Annotated in this window: 17 protein-coding genes; 15 read left to right on the top strand and 2 right to left on the bottom strand. The window is 67.0% G+C overall.

Features of this window, described 5'->3' with window-relative positions:
- From AC1HIY_RS14870 to hutI, 10 genes are all read left to right on the top strand, one after another.
- Positions 1–560 (top strand): NAD(P)H-hydrate dehydratase (locus AC1HIY_RS14870; RefSeq protein ID WP_479577584.1); only part of this gene is annotated, 560 nt, incomplete at its 5' end.
- Positions 557–916 (top strand): VanZ family protein, encoded by a 360-nt coding sequence (locus tag AC1HIY_RS14865; protein WP_479577583.1) that lies wholly within the window; start codon positions 557–559, stop codon positions 914–916. The genes AC1HIY_RS14870 and AC1HIY_RS14865, both read left to right, overlap by 4 nt.
- A gap of 131 nt (positions 917–1,047) precedes the next feature.
- Positions 1,048–1,530 carry an energy transducer TonB gene (locus tag AC1HIY_RS14860; protein WP_479577582.1) on the top strand — a complete coding sequence of 161 codons (483 nt, stop codon included), beginning with the start codon at positions 1,048–1,050 and terminating at the stop codon, positions 1,528–1,530.
- Between the two features lie 139 nt (positions 1,531–1,669).
- Entirely contained in the window at positions 1,670–2,332 is a 663-nt protein-coding gene (locus AC1HIY_RS14855) for an energy transducer TonB (RefSeq protein ID WP_479577581.1), read from the top strand.
- A 165-nt stretch (positions 2,333–2,497) separates the two neighbouring features.
- Complete coding sequence (hutU, locus tag AC1HIY_RS14850) at positions 2,498–4,165, top strand: urocanate hydratase (RefSeq protein WP_479577580.1); 1,668 nt, start codon at positions 2,498–2,500, stop codon at positions 4,163–4,165.
- 43 nt (positions 4,166–4,208) lie between these two features.
- Positions 4,209–4,526, top strand: a complete 318-nt coding sequence (locus tag AC1HIY_RS14845) for a nucleotidyltransferase family protein (RefSeq protein WP_479577579.1) — start codon at positions 4,209–4,211, stop codon at positions 4,524–4,526.
- Entirely contained in the window at positions 4,507–4,854 is a 348-nt protein-coding gene (locus tag AC1HIY_RS14840) for a HepT-like ribonuclease domain-containing protein (RefSeq protein ID WP_479577578.1), read from the top strand. Before AC1HIY_RS14845 ends, AC1HIY_RS14840 begins: the two co-directional genes overlap by 20 nt.
- Before the next feature lie 68 nt (positions 4,855–4,922).
- The gene (locus tag AC1HIY_RS14835; protein WP_479577577.1) at positions 4,923–5,369 is read left to right on the top strand and encodes a DUF1569 domain-containing protein; all 447 of its coding nucleotides are present in this window, start codon (positions 4,923–4,925) and stop codon (positions 5,367–5,369) included.
- Positions 5,370–5,484: 115 nt separating this feature from the next.
- Entirely contained in the window at positions 5,485–7,002 is a 1,518-nt protein-coding gene (hutH, locus tag AC1HIY_RS14830) for a histidine ammonia-lyase (protein WP_479577576.1), read from the top strand.
- Between the two features lie 36 nt (positions 7,003–7,038).
- Positions 7,039–8,268 carry an imidazolonepropionase gene (gene hutI, locus AC1HIY_RS14825; RefSeq protein ID WP_479577575.1) on the top strand — a complete coding sequence of 410 codons (1,230 nt, stop codon included), beginning with the start codon at positions 7,039–7,041 and terminating at the stop codon, positions 8,266–8,268.
- Here hutI and AC1HIY_RS14820 read toward each other — a convergent pair.
- On the bottom strand, positions 8,231–10,417 hold the full coding sequence (locus tag AC1HIY_RS14820; RefSeq protein WP_479577574.1) for a PAS domain-containing sensor histidine kinase: 2,187 nt from the start codon (positions 10,415–10,417) through the stop codon (positions 8,231–8,233). The genes hutI and AC1HIY_RS14820 overlap by 38 nt on opposite strands.
- A gap of 126 nt (positions 10,418–10,543) precedes the next feature.
- Here AC1HIY_RS14820 and AC1HIY_RS14815 point away from each other — a divergent pair, with 126 nt between their 5' ends.
- Both AC1HIY_RS14815 and AC1HIY_RS14810 read left to right on the top strand, forming a co-directional pair.
- Positions 10,544–11,044, top strand: a complete 501-nt coding sequence (locus AC1HIY_RS14815) for an asparaginase domain-containing protein (protein ID WP_479577573.1) — start codon at positions 10,544–10,546, stop codon at positions 11,042–11,044.
- A gap of 117 nt (positions 11,045–11,161) precedes the next feature.
- Entirely contained in the window at positions 11,162–11,719 is a 558-nt protein-coding gene (locus AC1HIY_RS14810; protein ID WP_479577572.1) for a GNAT family N-acetyltransferase, read from the top strand.
- A gap of 16 nt (positions 11,720–11,735) precedes the next feature.
- Here the strand turns inward: AC1HIY_RS14810 and AC1HIY_RS14805 are convergent, their stop codons facing one another.
- Positions 11,736–13,499: a serine hydrolase gene (locus tag AC1HIY_RS14805; protein WP_479577571.1), complete on the bottom strand. Its 1,764-nt coding sequence runs from the start codon at positions 13,497–13,499 to the stop codon at positions 11,736–11,738.
- Positions 13,500–13,763: 264 nt separating this feature from the next.
- Between AC1HIY_RS14805 and AC1HIY_RS14800 the strand changes: the two genes are divergently transcribed.
- From AC1HIY_RS14800 to AC1HIY_RS14790, 3 genes are read left to right on the top strand one after another with little or no spacing between them, the layout of a single operon-like run.
- A complete protein-coding gene (locus tag AC1HIY_RS14800; RefSeq protein WP_479577570.1) occupies positions 13,764–16,397 on the top strand; it encodes a M14 family metallopeptidase in 2,634 nt (877 codons plus the stop codon).
- 51 nt (positions 16,398–16,448) lie between these two features.
- Entirely contained in the window at positions 16,449–17,993 is a 1,545-nt protein-coding gene (locus AC1HIY_RS14795; protein ID WP_479577569.1) for an alpha/beta hydrolase-fold protein, read from the top strand.
- A gap of 7 nt (positions 17,994–18,000) precedes the next feature.
- On the top strand, positions 18,001–18,726 hold the full coding sequence (locus AC1HIY_RS14790) for a class I SAM-dependent methyltransferase (RefSeq protein WP_479577568.1): 726 nt from the start codon (positions 18,001–18,003) through the stop codon (positions 18,724–18,726).
- The last annotated feature ends 214 nt before the right edge of the window (positions 18,727–18,940 follow it).

Below are 18,940 nucleotides of genomic sequence, written 5' to 3'. Positions count from 1 at the left end.
CGCTGCTCGTGGGGCCCGGCCTCGGCCGTGCGCCCGGCACGCAGGCCTTCGTGCGCGCCCTCCTCCGCCACACCGACCTCCCCGTCGTCCTCGACGCCGACGGCCTCGTCGCCCTCGCCGGACACACCGACCTCTTCGCCGAGCGCGCGCGGGGCCGGTGGATCCTCACGCCGCATGCGGGCGAGTTCAAACGCCTCGCCGGAGACGACGTAGACCTCACCGACCGCGTGCGGACGGCCCGGCGTTTCGCCGAGAAGTGGGACGTGGTGCTCCTCTTGAAGGGGATGCCCTCGGTCGTCGCCGCGCCGGACGGGACGACGTACGTCAACGCCACGGGCAACCCGGCGCTCGCCACCGCCGGCGCCGGCGACGTGCTCGCGGGGCTGACGGTGGGGATGCTCGCGCAGGGCCTCGCGCCCGCCGAAGCCGCCGCCGCCGCACTTCACCTCGGCGGAGCCGCCGCCGACCGATACGCCGACCGCCTCGACCCCCGCTCCATGGTCGCCACCGACCTGCTCGATCAGCTCCCGCACGTGCTTCACGAACGGTTTCGCTCATGAAATCGCGCCGTCGCCTGCTCGCTCTCGGCTGGACGCTCGCCATCGTCGTCTCCCTCTCCCTCCCCGGTGAGAGCCTGCCGGACGTCCCCGTGCTCGGATTCGACAAGCTCGTGCACGTCGTCCTGTTCGCCGTCTTCGGATGGCTGTGGATGGCAGCCCTCGAGGTCCCGCTTCGGAGGCGGACGTGGGGCGTGCTCGCGGCGGGCCTTCTCTTCGCCGGACTCTCGGAAGTCTACCAGGGCGCGCTGATCGCCGGGCGCATCGGCGACCCGTACGACGCCGTGGCAAACGCGCTCGGCCTCGGCGCAGCGGTGTTTCTCTATCGGTATCGCCTCCGAAAAATCCCCGTGGCGTGATTCCTCGACCGGGGACCCCCCGGCCCCGGGAAAAAATTCGGCGGCGGCGGGCAACTTCGGCGCATGCCTCGTGTCTTTTCTGCACATTGGGAATGATACCGGACTTCGGGAGGGTCAGGCCTATGGAACCCATGGAACGCAGTCGTCGGCCCGCACGCCCCGGATGGGGGATGCTCGCGGCGCTCGCCCTCTTCTTCGCCTTTTTCCTGCTTCTTCGCTTCGAGTGGGGGCCGAACCGCGCCGTCCGCGTCGCCCTGCTCGGGCACGAGCTGCTGAGCCTGGGCACGCACGAGGCGCCCGCGCCGCCCGTCGTGGAAGAATTCGCGGTCGTGGAACGGATGCCCGAACTCATAGGCGGGCTCGCCGCGATACACCGGGCCGTGCGTTACCCCGCCCTTGCGAAGAAGGCGGGCATCGAGGGGCGCGTCATCGTGCAGTTCGTCGTCGATGAGCAGGGACGCGTGACCGAGCCCCGGGTGATGCAAGGGATCGGAGCCGGATGCGACGAGGAGGCCGTCCGCGCCGTCCGCCAGGCCCGCTTCCGCCCGGGCACGCAGCGCGGCAAGCCGGTGAAGGTGAAGATGTCCGTTCCCATCAGCTTTCGGCTCGGATGATCCGTGCGCGCGCGCTTCGAGCCGTTTGCGGAACCAGACGAAAAAGCATCCTGTATCAAACACAGAGTTTTCATTACCCTCATTTTACGTTATCTTGACAGAACGTCCTTTTGACCAAGCATAGCCGGAAACGATAACCATGTCTTTACGAAAAACAGAAAAAGCCGATTTGCGCAGGCGATACCCGCTCTACATCGAGATCGGCCTGGTGATTACGCTGGCCCTTCTCATCGTCGCCTTTCGGCTCGATCTCAGCGCCGACGACTCCTTCGAGGTGGTGATGCAGGAGCAGGAGGTGGTGCAGATGGAAGAAGTGCAGCAGACGCAGCAGATCGAGAAGCCGCCTCCGCCGCCGCGCCCGCCGGTGCCCGTCGAGGTGCCCGACGATGAGATCCTGGAGGACGACGACCTCGACCTCGACGCCTCGCTCGACATCGACGAGCCGCTCTCGGACCTCCCCCCGCCGCCGCCCCCGGCTGAGAAAGAGGAAGAGCCGGAGCCGGAAATCTTCGTCATCGTGGAAGACATGCCGCAACTCATCGGCGGTCTGGGCGATCTCCAGAAAAAGATCCGGTATCCCGAGATCGCGAAGAAGGCGGGCGTCGAGGGGCGCGTCATCGTGCAGTTCGTCGTCGATGAGCAGGGACGCGTGGTCGATCCGGTGGTGGTGCGCGGCATCGGAGCCGGGTGCGACGAAGAGGCCATCCGCGCCGTCAGCCAGGCCCGTTTCAAACCGGGCATGCAGCGCGGCAAGCCGGTAAAGGTGAAGATGTCCCTTCCGATCACCTTCAAGCTCAAGTAAACGTCTCGTTCTTTCGAACGGAAGAGGCCCCGTCGCGCCCAGGTGCGATGGGGCTTTTTTTCTGTTTTATCACGCACGCGAAGCGCGCCGCGCGCCCGGACGGGTTGCTTTTTCCACGCGGGTGCGGGATACTCTGAACAAAGGACAGCACCGAAGGGGAAAAGTATGGAACCGACTACGTATACGCCGATCAGAGCGCCGAGAGGGACCAGGCTCCAGTGCCGGGGATGGCATCAGGAGGCCGCCCTGCGCATGCTCATGAACAACCTCGACCCGGACGTGGCCGAGAAGCCGGACGAACTGATCGTCTATGGCGGCGGTGGAAAGGCGGCCCGGAACTGGGCCTGTTATCACAAAATCGTCGAGACGCTTCGGCGGCTGAAGGACGACGAGACGCTGCTCGTACAGAGCGGAAAGCCCGTCGGCGTCTTTCGCACGCATGAGGAAGCGCCCCGCGTGCTCATCGCCAACGCGCACCTCGTGCCGAAGTGGGCCACGTGGGACGAGTTCCGCCGCCTCGACGCGCTCGGGCTGACGATGTACGGGCAGATGACCGCCGGCTCGTGGATCTACATCGGCACGCAGGGCATCCTTCAGGGCACGTACGAGACCTTCGCCGAGTGCGCCCGGCAACACTTCGGCGGCACGCTCGAAGGGCGGCTCGTGGTGACGGCGGGCCTCGGCGGCATGGGCGGCGCCCAGCCGCTGGCCGCCACCATGAACGGCGGCGCGTTCCTCGGCGTCGAGGTCGATCCGCATCGCATCCAACGCCGCGTGGAAACCGGCTACCTCGACCGCATGAGCACCGACCTCGACGAAGCGCTCGACCTCGTCCTGACAGCGAAAGAGAACGGCGAGGCGCTCTCGGTGGGGCTTCTCGGAAACATCGCCGATGTGCTGCCCGAACTCGTCCGGCGCGGCATCGTGCCCGACGTGCTCACCGACCAGACCTCGGCGCACGATCTCCGCCTGGGCTACCTCCCGAGTGGGTATTCCGTCGAAGAGGCCGCCGCCTTCCGGGAAAAAGATCCCGAGGGCTACGAAAGCGCCGTCCTCGACAGCATGATGGTTCACGTCCGCGCCATGCTCGACCTTCAGAAGGCCGGAGCCGTCACGTTCGATTACGGCAACAACCTGCGCGGGCAGGTCGCCGACCGCCGGGGGATGACGGAGGCGTTCGAGATCCCCGGCTTCGTGCCCGAGTTCATCCGCCCGCTCTTCTGCAAAGGCTCCGGCCCGTTCCGGTGGGCCGCGCTCTCCGGCAACCCGAACGACATCGCCGTCACGGATGCGGCCGTGCTCGAAACCTTTCCCGAGAAAGAGGCCCTCGCGCGGTGGATCCGCAAAGCGCAGGAGAAGGTGCATTTCCAGGGCTTGCCCGCGCGCATTTGCTGGCTCGAATACGGCGAGCGCGCCGAGATGGGGCTGAAGTTCAACTGGCTCGTCAAGACCGGGCGCGTGGAGGCGCCCCTCGTCATCGGCCGCGACCACCTCGATGCCGGAAGCGTCGCCTCGCCGAACCGGGAGACCGAGGGCATGAAGGACGGCTCTGACGCCATCGCGGACTGGCCGCTGCTCAACGCCATGCTCAACACGGCGTGCGGGGCCTCGTGGGTGTCGCTCCATCACGGCGGCGGGGTCGGCATCGGCTACTCGATCCACGCGGGCATGGTGTGCGTGGCCGACGGCACCGAGACGGGCGACCGCCGCCTCGAACGCGTCCTCACCGCCGACCCCGGCACGGGCGTCATGCGCCACGCCGACGCGGGCTACGACCTCGCCGTCGAGACGGCCAACGAACGCGGCATCGACCTGCCGATGATCAACGGATGACGGAGGAGAAAACCGGGGATGCCCTCTGCGCGTACGCAGGCTTATGGAAACGACGGTTCAGACGAAAGATGAGATTCGGGAACGGCTGAACGACCTCCGGTCGGACCTCCGCAGGCTCGGCGTGAAAAGACTGGGCCTGTTCGGCTCTTTCCTCGCAGACGCCCAATGCGAGGAAAGCGACGTCGACCTGCTGGTCGAGTTCGAGCCCGGAAAGAAGAGCTTCGACCGCTTCATGCAACTCTCGTTTCTGCTGGAAAAAGCGTTGCGCCGCCGGGTCGAGTTGGTCACGCGAGAAGGTTTGAGTCCTCACCTGGCTCCCCATATTCTCCGCGAAGTAGCGTATGTCGAAGTCGCCGATTGAATATCTGCGTCACATCCTCGACGAAGCCAACTATTTGCGGGCGCAGGCTGAGGGCTTGTCCAGAGCTGCTTTCTTGTCGGATGAAACGCTGAAACGCGCCTTTGCGCGCAGCCTCGAAATCATCGGAGAGGCATCCAAAAAGCTGCCGGACGAGCTTCGCCGGAAATACCCGGACGTGCCGTGGCGCTCGATGGCAGGGATGCGAGACCGCCTGATTCACGGCTATTTCGGCGTGGACTACGAACTGGTATGGGATGTGGTGGACGGCAAGATTCCCGACGTGCGCGAGGCGATCCGGCGTATGCTGGAGGCAGAGGGTTTTTCGTAAACGAACGCGGCATCGACCTTCCGATGATCAACGGATGACGACGGGTCGCACATCCCATCGAGCAACACATGACGAAGCAAAGCCTGTACGACCCCGACGTTTTCCGGCACACGCTGGCGCGCCTCGACGCGCTCACGCCCGAAGCGTCGCCCCGCTGGGGGACGATGAACGCCGCACAGATGATGGCCCACTGTGCCGAAATTATAGAAGTCGCCGACGGAAAGCCGCTGGAGAACACCCCCCTGATCGCGCGGCTCTTCAAAGGCATGATCCGCAAGATGGTCGTCGGGGAGAGGCCGTATCCGAGAAACACGAGAACGCATCCGCAATACCGCCAGGCGGAAGACCGCGACTTCGAGACGGAGCGAAGGCGACTGCGCGACGCTCTGGAGCGTTTCCGGGGGGCAGAGCATGAGCCGGGGCGTCATCCGCTCTTCGGGGTGATGACCGTGGAAGAGAAAGGGTGGGCCATGTACAAGCATCTGGATCACCACCTGACGCAGTTCGGCGTCTGATTTCCCGGCGCGCTTTTTTCGCCGTTCCTTCGGCGGGCGGGGTGTTCCCGGGAGCGGCGGGGGCGTATCTTGGGTTCCGGAAGCGTCCGTCTGACGCCTTCCCGTGCGTTTCGCCATGTATCGGATTGCGCTCATGTACGTGACCATCGAAAACCTGTATGCCGACCTCGAACGGAGCCTGGAAGCGCTTCGGGCAGATGCCTCGGCCGTGCGGCGGTCGCGGGCGGTGGTGGAGGCGGCGCTCGGAGACGGCCGCGCGTATTACGGCATCAACACCGGTTTCGGCAAGCTGGCGCAGGTGCGCATCCCGCCGGAGGATCAGACGCAGCTTCAGCGCAACCTCCTCCTCAGCCACGCCGTCGGGGTGGGCGAGCCGGTGCGGAAGGAGGTCAGCCGGCTGATGCTCCACCTCAAGATCCACGCGCTCGGGCAGGGCTATTCGGGCGTCTCGGAGGAGACGTTCGAGCGCCTCTTGCTCTTTGCCGGGCGGGACTGGGTTCCGGTCATCCCGAGCAAGGGCAGCGTCGGCGCTTCGGGCGATCTGGCGCCGCTGGCGCACATGGCGCTCCCGTTGCTCGGCTTCGGGGCGTTCTGGGACGAGGCGGGCGTCGCCGCCGTGCCCGCCGCCGAGGTGCTCGCCGCGCACGACCTCGCGCCCATCGAGCTTCAGCCGAAAGACGGCCTCGCCCTCATCAACGGCACGCAGCTCATGAGCGCTTTCGGAGCTTTCGTGCTGGAGAAAAGCTGCCGTCTGGCGCGCCTGGCCGACCTCCTTGCGGCTATGAGCCTCGAAGCTCTGCAAGGGAGCATCAAACCGTTCGACGCCCGCATCCAGACCATCCGGCCCCATCCCGGGCAGATCGCCGTCGCCGAGAACGTGCGCCGCCTGCTCGACGACAGCGAGATTCTCGAAGCGCATCGGGATTGCGGCAAGGTGCAAGACCCGTACTGCCTCCGGTGCGTGCCGCAGGTCCACGGCGCCGGCCGCGACGCGCTCGACTACGGCCGCCGCGTCGTCGAGACGGAGATCAACGCCGTCACGGACAACCCGCTCGTCTTCGAAGACGGCGACATCCTCAGCGGCGGCAACTTCCACGGACAGCCGCTGGCGCTCGCCCTCGATTTTGCCGCGATGGCGCTCGCCGAGTTCGCCTCCATCTCGGAACGCCGCATCTACCTCCTCCTCGAAGGCCACGACGGCCTGCCGAGGCTGCTCATGCGCGAGACCGGCATCAACTCGGGCTTCATGATCCCGCAATACACCGCCGCCGCCCTCGTCTCCGAGAACAAGGTGCTCTGTCATCCGGCCTCCGTCGATTCGATCCCGACGAGCCTGGGGCAGGAGGACCACGTCAGCATGGGGGCGATCTCGGCGCTCAAGCTCATCAACGTGCTCCGAAACCTCGAACACGTGCTCGCCATCGAACTGCTCACGGCCGCGCAGGCGCTCGACTACCGGCTGCCGCTCCGTCCCGGGCGCGGCGTGGCGGCGGCCCACGCTTTCGTGCGCGACCTTATCCCGCACCGCGAAGCCGACTACTTCTTTCAGGAAGACCTCACGCCCTGCCTCGAACTCATCCGCACCCCCGCCCTCCTCGACGCCGTGACGGAGGAGGTGGGCGCGTTGCGGTAGCCGGTCCGTTCCCACGCATCCAACCCGACCCCCTGCATGCCGGTCCTGACGAACATTGCCACGCTCTACACGTGCGCCGCGCCCGGCGGGCAGCGCGGCGTTCACGCCCTTGCGAACGCCGCGCTCGCATGGGAGGGCGAGACGATCCGGTGGGTGGGCGCGGAGGCCGATCTGCCTGCCGTATACGCCGACGCCGAGCGCCTCGACGCCGGAGGCGCGCTCGTCATCCCCGGCCTCATCGACTGCCACACCCACCTTGCCTTCGGCGGCTGGCGGGCCGACGAGTTCGAGATGCGCATCCTCGGCAAGAGCTACCTCGACGTCGCGCGCGCCGGAGGCGGCATCGCCTCCACGATGCGCCACACGCGGGCGGCTTCGGAAGACGAGCTCTTCGCGCGGTGCCTGGGCTTCCTCGGCGAGATGGCCCGCCTCGGCGTGACCACCGTCGAGTGCAAAAGCGGCTACGGCCTTACCCTCGAAGACGAGCTGAAGCTGCTCCGCGTCTATCGACGGCTGGCCGGGGCGCAGCCGCTCGGCATCGTCGCGACGTTCCTCGGAGCGCACGTCGTCCCACCCGAATACCGGGACGACCGGGCCGCGTACGTCCGGCTTCTGTGCGACGAGATGATCCCGCGGGTGGCCGCGGAAGGACTGGCGGAGTTCTGCGACGTGTTCGTCGAAGAGACGGCCTTCCACGCCGAGGAGGCGCGTCGGATTTTTGCGGCGGCGAAGCGGCACGGGCTGCGACCGAAGCTCCACGTCGATCAGCTCGGCGACGGCGGAGGGGCCAGGCTGGCCGCCGAGGTGGGGGCGATCTCGGCGGATCACCTCGAATACACGTCGGCGGAAGGCATGCGGGCGATGGCCGAAGCCGGTGTGGTGGCCGTGAGCCTGCCGGCGGCGACGCTCTACCTCCGGCAGAAGCCGATGGACGCGCGCGCCTTCCTCGACGCCGGAGCGGCGGTGGCCGTGGCGACGGACTTCAACCCCGGCAGCGCGCCGACCTTCCACCTGCCGCTGGCGCTCACGCTGGCCTGCACGATGAACCGGCTGACCCCCGCCGAGGCGCTCAAGGGCGCCACGCGCTATGCCGCACGCGCCATAGGACGCGAGGACCGCATCGGCGCGCTGGAACCGGGCAAACAGGCCGACTTCGCCCTCCTCGACGCCGAGAGCGTCAACCACTGGCTCTATCACTTCCGCCCGAACGCGGCGCGCGCGACGTACGTCAGGGGGCGTCGGGTGGCTTCGGCAACCGGACCGTGAACGTGCTGCCCGCGCCTTCCGTCGAGCGGACCGAGACCGTCCCGTCCATCCGCTCCACCGCCTTTTTCACGATGGCCAGCCCGATGCCGGTGCCGGGGTAATCCTGCTGACCGTGCAGGCGCTGGAAAACCTGGAAGATTTGCTTCTGAAAGACCTCCGGGATGCCGATCCCGTTGTCGGTGACATGGACGAGCACGTGGTCCCGCGTCGTCTCGCACCGCACGGCGATCTCCGGCGTTGCGCCTTCGCGACGGTACGTCAGGGCGTTTTCGAAGAGGTTGAGGAAGATCTGGTTCAGCAGCGTGGGGTCGCCGAGGACGAGGGGAGCGCCGGCAGGAAGCGCGACGCGCGCGCCGGTCTCCTCGATGAGCGGCGTCAGCGTGTGGACCACGCGCTCGAACACGTCGTCGAGAGGCATCGGGCTGCGCGTCACGGCTTTGCGTCCGAGGCGGGCATACGAGAGCAGGTCGTTGATGAAGTGATCCATCCGGGCGCCCGCCTCGACGATCAGATCGATGTAGCGGCGGCCCTCGTCGTCGAGGCGGTCGTAATAGCGGCGGGCGAAGAGGTTGGCGAAACCGTGTACGGCGCGGAGCGGCGCGCGCAGGTCGTGCGAGACGGAATAGGTGAATGAGCGCAGCTCCGCGTTGGCGGCTTCGAGGCCGACGGCGCGCCGGCGGAGATCGTCGTTGAGCTTCCGGATCTCCTCGGCGGCGCGATGTTGCTCGGTGACATCGCGCCCGACGGCCTGATATTCGACGACGTTTTGCTTCGACTCGTCGCAGATGAGGCGATAGGTCCACTGGTTCCACCGCACCTCGCCGCCGGGCAAGATCACCCGCAGTTCGACGGTCGTGACGGGATGTTCGCAGTCGAGGGCCTCGATGTTCTGCGCCATCTTCGCTTGATCTTCCGGGGGGATCTCGGGCATGAAGCGCCCGCCGACGAGGCCCTCGGGGTCTTGCCGGAAATACCGCGCGTAGGCGGCGTTGACGTACGTGAGGGCGCCGTCGGGCGTGAAGCGGCAGATCATCTCGGTCTGGTCCTCGACGATGGCGCGGTACCGGGCTTCGCTCAGGCGCAGGGCCGCCTCGGTGCGTTGCCGTTCGGCGATCTCGGCTTCGAGGCGGGCGACCGTCGCTTCGAGCGTCGCCGTGCGTTCGGCCACGCGCTGCTCCAGCTGCTCGTTCATCCGAAGCAGTTTCTCTTCAAACGTCTTGCGCTCGGTGACGTCGCGGACGAGGCCGAGCACCTGGTCCCGGCCGAGTGGGGCGAGACGCGCCTCGAAAAAGCGCGGCGTCCCCTCGAAGGGAAGCTCATATTCGAATACCTGCAGGACACCCGTATCCACCGCTTGCTCGATGAAGCGCCGGCTCTTCTCGGCAATGTCGGGGGGCAGGACCTCGTGCTGGGGTTTGCCGAGGAAATCCGAAGGCGGCAGCAGCGTGCCCATGCCGTGCGCGGGGATGAAGTCGAGATAAACGCCGTTCCGGTCGAGGCGGAAGATCATGTCCGGGATGGCGTCGAGCAGGGCGCGCTGGCGGCGCTGGCTCGTGCGGAGGGCCTTCTCATTGTTCCGGGCGCGGTCCAGCGCATCGCGGAGCCGACGCGTGGTCAGCGAGAGCAGGACCGCCGCCATAAGGAAAAAGAGGGCGTCGGTGGCCCAGAGCGAAAGCGACGTGTCGGTCAGGATCGGCTCGGGGAGCATGCCCTTTTTTTCGGCCAGCAACAGCCCCACACCGGATAGAACACTCAGCCCCGCAAAGACGAGGCCGGTGCGCTCGCCCACCACCAGCGTGGCGATGATGATGACGAGGAGGTATCCGTGAAAGGCGGGCGAGTGGACGCCGTTCTCGAAGAGCGCGGACAGGGAGAAGATGAGCCAGAGCGTCGCGCTAAAGAGCAGACCGGCATGCCGAACGTGCCCGCGCCGCAACAGCAGCAACACGCTGCCCGCGAACAGGATCGTGAAGAGGGTGATGCCCAGGCGCAGGGGATCCGGCGGCACGAAGACGAGCATCGCGAGGGCGTAGAGCCCGGCTACGGCGAGCGCCGTCAGCAACGTGAGGTGAAGCGGATAGGCCCGGCGGGTCTTCGCCTCATCGTCGAAAACCGGCGGTTTCACCAGGGTGCGGATCCAGGTTGCCATGACGCTTCTCATCAAGTGCGCGAAAAAGGGGCGACCGGTCGGTTGCACAATCTGCTCAGATCATCCCCATACAAAGACGCCGCTGCCTTATTTTGCACGTTTCCAAAGCATGATCCCTGAACGTGTATGAAAATCAAAATATTCACCACGGGTGGAACCATCGATAAAGTATACTTCGACGCCCAGAGTGATTACAAGATCGGCGAGCCGCAAATCGTCGAAATCCTGCGCATGGCCAACGTCGTCGTCGACTATGAGGTGGAGATGCTTTTTCGCAAAGACAGCCTCGACTTGACGGATGACGATCGCGCCGTCATTGTCGAGCGCGTCCGGCGGGAGCCGTGCCGCCGCATCCTGATCACGCACGGCACCGACACGATGACGCACACCGCGCAGGCGCTCCAGGTCGTCCCCGGCAAGGTGATCGTTCTCGTCGGCTCGCTCACGCCGGCCCGCTTCAAGCACACCGACGCCGAGTTCAACATCGGCTTCGCGCTCGCCGCCGTCGAAGCGATGCCGGAAGGGGTGTACATCGCCATGAACGGGCGCATCTTCCAATCCGGCTCAGTGCAGAAAAACCGCGAAAAAAACCGCTTCGAGCCTGTTTCAGAACGAAAGGACGCTTGAGCCTCCCGGGGGCGCGGGCGCGTCTCCGGTCCATGTTCAGGGGAACGATGCGAGGAGCATCGGGGTACGAAGCGGACGCGCGCGCGACAGGAACGAACGGATCGAAGCCGGGAGCCCATGCCTCATTATCCCCAGCCCCCCTCTTCCTCGACCCTGACGGACGTGCGCCTCGTCCCGATCGAAATCGAGCACGCGGCGGCGGTGCAGCGTCTGGCCGAGGATCCGCGCGTGGCCGCCATGACGAACCTCCCGGAGCCGTATCCACCCGACGGAGCGCTCCACTGGATCCGCTACCTCCTGCCGAAACGCCAGGTCGGCGTCGAGTACGCCTTCGCCATCCTCGAGGCCGGGGGCGAAGTCGTCGGCGTCAACGGGCTGGTCGAAGTCTCGGCGGCGCAGGGTTTTGCCGAACTCGGGTACTGGATCGGCCGACCGTACTGGGGGCGCGGCTACGCCACGGCCGCCAACCGGCTCCTGCTCGACTACAGCTTCGAGGCGCTCGCGCTCCGCCGCATCATCGCGCGCCCGCTCCTGCGCAACCACGCCTCGCGCCGCGTGCTCGAAAAGCTCGGCTTCCGCTTCGTCGAGACGCAGCGCAACCCGTTCGTCAAGTTCGAGCCGGACGACCGCCTGGCCGTCTACGAGATGACCGCCGAGCGGTGGACGGCGGCGTAAACCGTCCCGCTTCCGCTCACTCGACCCGCTTCCCCGGCGTATCCCGCCCCCCCTGATGCAGGGTCAGGCTCGTGGCCGGCCCGTCGCCGTCGGTGTGAAACGTGAGCTGTGCCTCGACGACCTTGACGTAAAAGGTGGTTTCGGACGAAGGGAAGATCTCGAGGCGCGGCTGGCCGGTGGCCTGGGCGAAAAGCTGCGTGCCCTCGCGCGTGACGGTGATGACGAAGCCCGGCTGAAGCTCATACCGCCCCACGTACCGATCGAGCACCTCCGGCGCAAGCTCCGGTCCGGCCGGGCGTTCCTCGCCGGGGATCTTCTCTTCGGGTACGCCCATGCGGCGGAGCCGGTCGCGGGCGTTGTCGTTGTCGGGGTTGCGCGCCAGCGTTTTGAGGTACGCCGCGACGGCCTCGTCGGTGCGCCCGGCTTCCATATACGCCTCGCCGAGACTGTCATAGGGGTTGAAGGCCTCGGGAAACATCTCGACGTTGAGCCGGAAGACGGCGATGGCCCCTTCCGTGTCGCCGCTGCGGAGCAGGGCATAGCCCAGCGTGTTCAGCTCGCGCTCTCCGAAGTCGAAGGCGTCGGGCCGTTCGGCTTTCAGCTTCCGGTAATGCGCCAGGGCCGCCGCCACCCCTTCTCGCCGGATCACCTCTTTCAATTCCGTGGAGATTGGTTTTTTCGGGGGCAGAGCGGGTTCGCCGAAGAGGATCGCCAGGATGCCCAGGCCCATCGAGCGGAGGTCCGTGCCGCCCGTGTTGTTGAGCAGCACGATGAGCCGCTCGCCGTCGGGCACGCGGACGATGACCGTGTTGAAGCCGTTGATGCCGCCGCCGTGGCTGATGAGCCTGGTCGTCCGGCCCGATATGCCGACGGGTTGCTCCCGGATGTTCCATCCATAGCCGTAGTCGTTCATGTACGGCGTGAACATTTTCTCCTTGAGCGAGTCGGGGAGGACGGCCTCGGTGTACAGGGCGCGGTCCCACGTATAGAGGTCCTCCACCGTCGAATAGAGCGATCCGGCGGCATAGGGCAGCGACATGTCGAGGTAGGGCGCATTGATGTAGTCCAGACCCTCTCTTTCGTATCCGGCGGCGCGTTTTTTCAGGATCGTGCCGTGATGATCGTAGCCGGAGTCGTTCATGCCGAGCGGGCCGAAGATGCGCTCCCGGAGGGCTTCTTCGTACGTCTGTCCGGTGACGGCTTCGATGACGGCGCCGAGGAGGAAATAGCCGGAGTTGTCATAACGCCACTGCGTGCCGGGCTCGAACTCGAGGGGCAGGTGGGCGAACACTTCGATGAAATCCCGCACCGTGTACGCATCGCGGCTCATCTCGGGAAAGAACTCGGGCAGGCCGGTATAGCTCGGGATGCCGGAGGTGTGGGTGAGCAGGTGGTGGATCGTGACCCTGTCGCCGGTCTCGGCAGGGTAGTCGGGGAGGTGCTTCGTAAGGGGGTCGTCGAGGGCGATCCGACCTTCGTTCACGAGCTGGAGGATGAGCGTGGCGGTAAATTGCTTCGTGATGGAGCCGAGACGAAACTTGACGTCGGGTGTGTTCGGGAGGTCCCACTCCATATTGGCCCATCCATAGCCTTTTTTGAAGATGACCTCCCCGTGATCGGCCACGAGGACGGTCCCGTTGAAGAGGCCATAGTCGTGATACGTCTCCATGAGACGGTCGATCTCGGCAGCTGTATCCTGTCCCCATGCCGGTGCGACGAGGCCGGTGAGCAGGAGCGTGAGGAGCCACAGGCGGAGGAGGGGGCGGGGAGCGACGATCATGAGCATGAGTAACGAGGGTGGAGGGGAAAGAGGGGCGGGACGCCGGCGAAAAGGCCGGAGGACTTGCTCGCGCGTCGCCGTGTGAGGGAGACGAAGGGAGGATGGGAAAGTTGCCCGGAGGACGAGAAGACGAGGAGAGAGGCCGTCGGTTCTCCCGCCGTGGACCGGGCGCGTTTCATTCTTGACGGGCGCATTTTATTCCCGGCGCGCGGCGGTTATCTTGGGCATCGCTTCCTTCCCTCATCTCAGACGTCCTCGTATCCCATGCCCCGTTGCTCCCGACTCCTTTTCGCAAGCCTGCTCGCGCTCGCGGGTCTCGCCTCCGCCGCGCGCGCGCAGGTGAACCTCGCACCGGAACGGTTCGCCTTCTCCCCCGAACTCCCGTACGACCCCGACATCCCCGCGCCCTCCGACTTTCTCGGCTACGAGCTCGGCACGCAGCTCACGCTGTATGCCGACGTGGTGGGCTACCTGAAGGCGCTCGACGCCGCCTCGGACCGTGTGACGATGCGCGAATACGGGCGGACGTACGAGGGGCGACCGCTCCATTACCTCGTCATCACCACGCCGGAGAACCATGCCCGCCTCGACCAGATCCGGGCAAACAACCTCCGGCTGGCCGCCGGGGAGGCCTTGCCCGACGACGAGGCCGAGGCGCTCATCGCCGCGCAGCCGGTGATCCCGTGGCTGAGTTATAACGTGCACGGCAACGAGGCCTCGAGCACCGAGGCGGCCCTGCAGGTGGCCTACCGCCTCGCCGCCGCCACCGACGACGACACGCGCGCGCTCCTCTCCCGCGCCGTCGTCATCCTCGACCCCTGCATCAACCCCGACGGACGCGACCGCTTCGTGTACTGGAACCGGGCCATGCAAAACGACCGCGTCAACACCGAGGCCGTGGACATGGAGCACACCGAACCCTGGCCCGGCGGGCGCACGAACCACTACTGGTTCGACCTCAACCGGGACTGGGTGTGGCTCGTCCATCCGGAATCGCGGGGACGCATCGCGGCCTACCAGGAATGGATGCCGCAGGTCCACCTCGATTATCACGAGCAGGGCTCGAACGCAAACTATTTCACGATGCCGGGGCAGCCGCCGCGCAACCTCAACCTGCCGGACGCCTACGACCGGTGGGCCGACACGTTCGGGCGCGCCAACGCGCGCGCCTTCGACCGGAACCGCATCAATTATTTCACGCGCGAGTCCTTCGACTTTTTCTATCCCGGCTACGGCTCTTCGTACCCGAGCAACCTCGGCGCCATCGGGATGCTCGCCGAGCAGGGCTCCGCGCGCGGGCGCGCCGTGGAAACGAACGACGGCTACGTGCTCACGCTCCGGCAGGGGGTCTTCGACCATTATACGACGTCGATGGCGACGATCCGAACGGCGGTCGAGAACCGGGAGGCGCTGCTTCGATACTATCGCCGGTTCTTCACACAGCAGACCAACAAAAGCAACACGGCGGCCTATCTCATTGCCGACGACGGGGGGGCCGGCTATGCCTATGACGTGGTGGGTATGCTCCTGGCGCACGGCGTCCGCGTGGAGCGCGCCGAGGCGCCGTTCACCGTGCGCAACGCCCGCGACTACTGGGACGGACAGCCCCACGCCCGCACCTTCGAAGCCGGGACGTTCGTCATCCCCACCGATCAGCCGCGCCACGTCTTCGTCCACACGATCCTTCAGCGGCAGATGGCCATCGAAGACTCGGTGATGTACGACATGGCGACGTGGTCCGCCCCGCTGGCGTACAACCTCGACGCCGCCTGGACGACGACCCCGCCGGGCGCGCCGACGCAGCCGCTCGCCGAGGCCCCCGCGCCGCCCTCCGGCCTGACGAACCCCGCCGCGCAGTACGCCTACGTGATCGACGGACGGCAGCGCCACACCCCGCGCGCGCTGGCGATGCTGTGGGACGCCGGCTATCGCGTGCGCGTCGCCCGAAAGCCCTTCTCCGACGGCGAACGCTCCTTCGCGCGCGGCAGCCTCGTCGTGCTCCTCGGACGCAACCTCGAACGCCTCGACCGCGCCCCCGAAGACCTGGCGCGCATCGCCCGCGAGGCCCGCGTGCGCGTCGTCGGCATGGATTCCGGACGCATGGCCGAAGGCATCGACCTCGCCTCGAACGACAGCCGTCCCGTCAAAAAGCCGAAGGCCGTCCTGCTCGTCGGACGCCCCTTCTCGTCGTACACCGCCGGGCAGATCTGGCACCTCTTCGACCGGTGGACCGGCCTCGGCCTGACGCGCGTGCGGACCGACCGCTTCCCCACGCTCAAGCTCGCCGACTACGACGTGCTCATCCTCCCCGGCGCGGGCGACCTCTCGTCCGTGCTCGACAGCGCACAGGTGGACCGGCTGAAACGATGGGTGCGCGACGGCGGGACGCTCGTCGCCACCGAAGGCAGCGCCCTCTTTCTGACGAAGGACCGCTCGGGCCTCACGAACGTGAAGCGGGTGAAGGAGGCGAAGGACGACGAAAAGGACAAAGGGCCGAAGCCCGCCGCCTATACGCCGTACGCGGCCCGGCGCGACTCCCTCGGGCTCCGGCGCATCCCCGGTTCGGCCTTTCAGGCACGCATCGACGTCACGCATCCGCTCGCCTTCGGCCTTCGCGGCGAACACCTCTACAGCCTTCGCTTTTCCACCGAAGCCCTCGAACCGGAAGAAACCCTTCAGACCGTCGGCCATTATACCGCCGATCCGGACGCCGTCCTCGTCTCGGGCTATGCCTCGGCGGCGAACCGGCGCAAGCTCGCGGGCAAAACCTTCGCCGCCGTGCAACCGATGGAGCGGGGACGCGTCGTCTTCCTCGTGGACAACACGCAGTACCGCATGTTCTGGGTCGGCCCGGCCCGCATGATGCAAAACGCGGTCATGCTCATGCCGGGGATGTGAGGACGTCGGGGCGTTTGAAGGCCCCGGCGCATCGACGTAGCGATGAGATATATGAAGATGAAGAGGAAAGGCACACGGGTCGCCTGTCTCCTGGCCGGATGGATGTTGCTCACGTCGTCTCCGGCGCGAGCGCAGTCGCCGCCGCCGCCGGAGTTTGAGCGGGCAGAGCTTTTCCCCTCGTACGCGGCGTTTCACGACTCGCTCACGGCCGTCGTGAACCTCGGCGACGCGGCCGCGCGGGACAGCCTCCTCGACGTTTTCTGGGCCGACCTCCTCGGCGGCAATCAGATCCCGTATGCCCGGGAGGACTCGGTCGCGTTCCTCTATCGCGGGGCGGCGGCTTCGGTGGCGTGGCGGGGCGACTTCAACGGGTGGGGCGAGACGCCCGGCGCCCGCCTCGGCGACACCGACGTGTGGATGCTCGAAATGACGCTCCCCGCCGACGCCCGGGCCGACTACAAGGTCTTTCGGAACGGGAGCGAATGGCTGCTCGACCCGGCCAACCCGCTCGAAATATGGAGCGGCTTCGGGCCGAACTCGGAGCTTCGCATGCCCGCCTACCGCTACCCGATGGAGACCGTCCGCCGCAACGAGGTCGGGCGCGGAGCGCTCACCGAAGACGTCACCCTCCACAGCGACCGCCTCGGCTATGACGTGAACTATCGCGTGTACACGCCGCCCGGCTATTTCAACCTCGAAGACCTGCCGGTGGTCTACGTCACCGACGGGCACGAGTACGCGGCGGATTACCTCGGCAGCATGGTCATCGTGCTCGACAACCTCATCGCCGATGCGCGCATCCCGCCCGTGATGGCGGTCTTCATCGATCCGCGCAACCCGGCGAACCTCGCCGAGAACCGGCGCAGTTCCGAGTACGTGGCGAACCCCGCCTTCGCCGACTTCGTGGCGGACGAACTCGTGCCCGCGATCGACGCGGCCTACCGGACGCGCGCGACGGCGGACGGACGCGCGATCCTCGGCGCCTCGCTCGGCGGACTCAATTCGGCCTATTTCGGCGCGACGAAGACGGACGTCTTCCACAACATCGCCATTCAGTCGCCCGCTTTCTGGGTCTGGCCGGAGATCTATGATCTGTACCGCGACACGCCGTTTCTCGAGCTCCGCATCTTCATGAGCAACGGCACGCTCCACGACGGCGACGGCGGCCCGACGATGGCGGCGATCCTCGAAGAGAACGGCTATACGTTCACGTTCATCGAGACGCACGAGGGGCACTCGTGGGGGCAATGGCGGGGGTTGATCGACGAGGCGCTCCTCTATTTTTTCGGTGAGGCGGGCGTCGTCGCCGTCGAGCACGAGACGCCGTCCGCCGAAACCCCGACCCTCGCCATTTTCCCGAACCCCGCGCGCGACGAGATGCGCCTGACGTTTCGTCTGCCGCACGCCTCGCCGGTGCGCCTGGCCGTGTACGACGTCCTCGGGCGGCTCCGCGCCACGCTCCTCGACGGCGAGCGGCGCGGGGCGGGCCCGCATACGGTGCGCCTCGACGCCGGGGGGTGGCCGGGCGGCGTGTACGTGATCCGCCTGGCCACCGCGCACGGCGCAGCCACCGTACCGGTCGTCCTCACCCGATAGCCCCGTCATGGACCCTTCGTATTACCGGGAGATAGCCGCCGTGGAGGACCGCCACTGGTGGTTCGAGGCGCGGCGGCGCATCCTCGGCGCAGTGCTCGACCGCCTGGCGCTCGGGGCGGAGGCGGAGGTGCTCGAGGTGGGCTGCGGCACGGGCGGCAACCTGCCGGTGCTCGCGCGATACGGGCGGCTCTTCGCGTGCGAACCGGAGCCGGAGGCACGAACCCTCGCGGCGGCGCGCGGCCTCGCGACGGTGGCGCCGGGCGGGCTGCCTCGCGACCTCCCCTTCGGCGAAAAGCCCTTCGACCTCATCGCCCTCCTCGACGTGCTCGAACACGTGGCCGCGGATGAGGCGAGCCTCGCCGCGCTCCACGCCCGCCTCAAGCCCGGCGGCACGCTCGTCGTCACCGTCCCGGCATACAGGTTTCTGTGGAGCGCGCACGACGAGGTGAACCGCCACGTGCGGCGATACACGCGCGGCGACCTCGTGCGGAAGCTGCGGGCGGGGGGCTTCCGCGTCCGCCGCGCAACGTACTTCAACACGATCCTCTTTCCCGTCGTCGCGGCGGTGCGGCTGGCCGGACGCGTCGCGGGAAAAGAAGGAAGCGACCTCGCGCTCCCCGGCGAGGTGGCGAACCGATGGCTGACGCGTATCTTTGCGAGCGAACGATACGTGGTCCCGCGCCTCGCGCTCCCCTTCGGCGTCTCCATCCTCGCCGTGGCGGAGCGCGACTGAGGCGCGCCTCTTTTTCCGACTCTTTCCCGGAGCATCTCATGCGCGGTCCGGACAGGCATGCGACGGCGCGTCGTCTTCGAGCGACGGTGCAACTCCTTCATCCGCTGCGGGCGGCGATGTGGGCGGCGCTCGCGGCGCTCGGCGGCGTGCTCGCGGGCGGATGGCGCGTGTGGACCGGCCCGGCGGCGGGCGATCTGACGACGGCGGCGATGGC

The organism is Rhodocaloribacter sp. (assembly GCF_056451265.1).
This window is presented reverse-complemented; position numbering and strand designations above follow the sequence as displayed.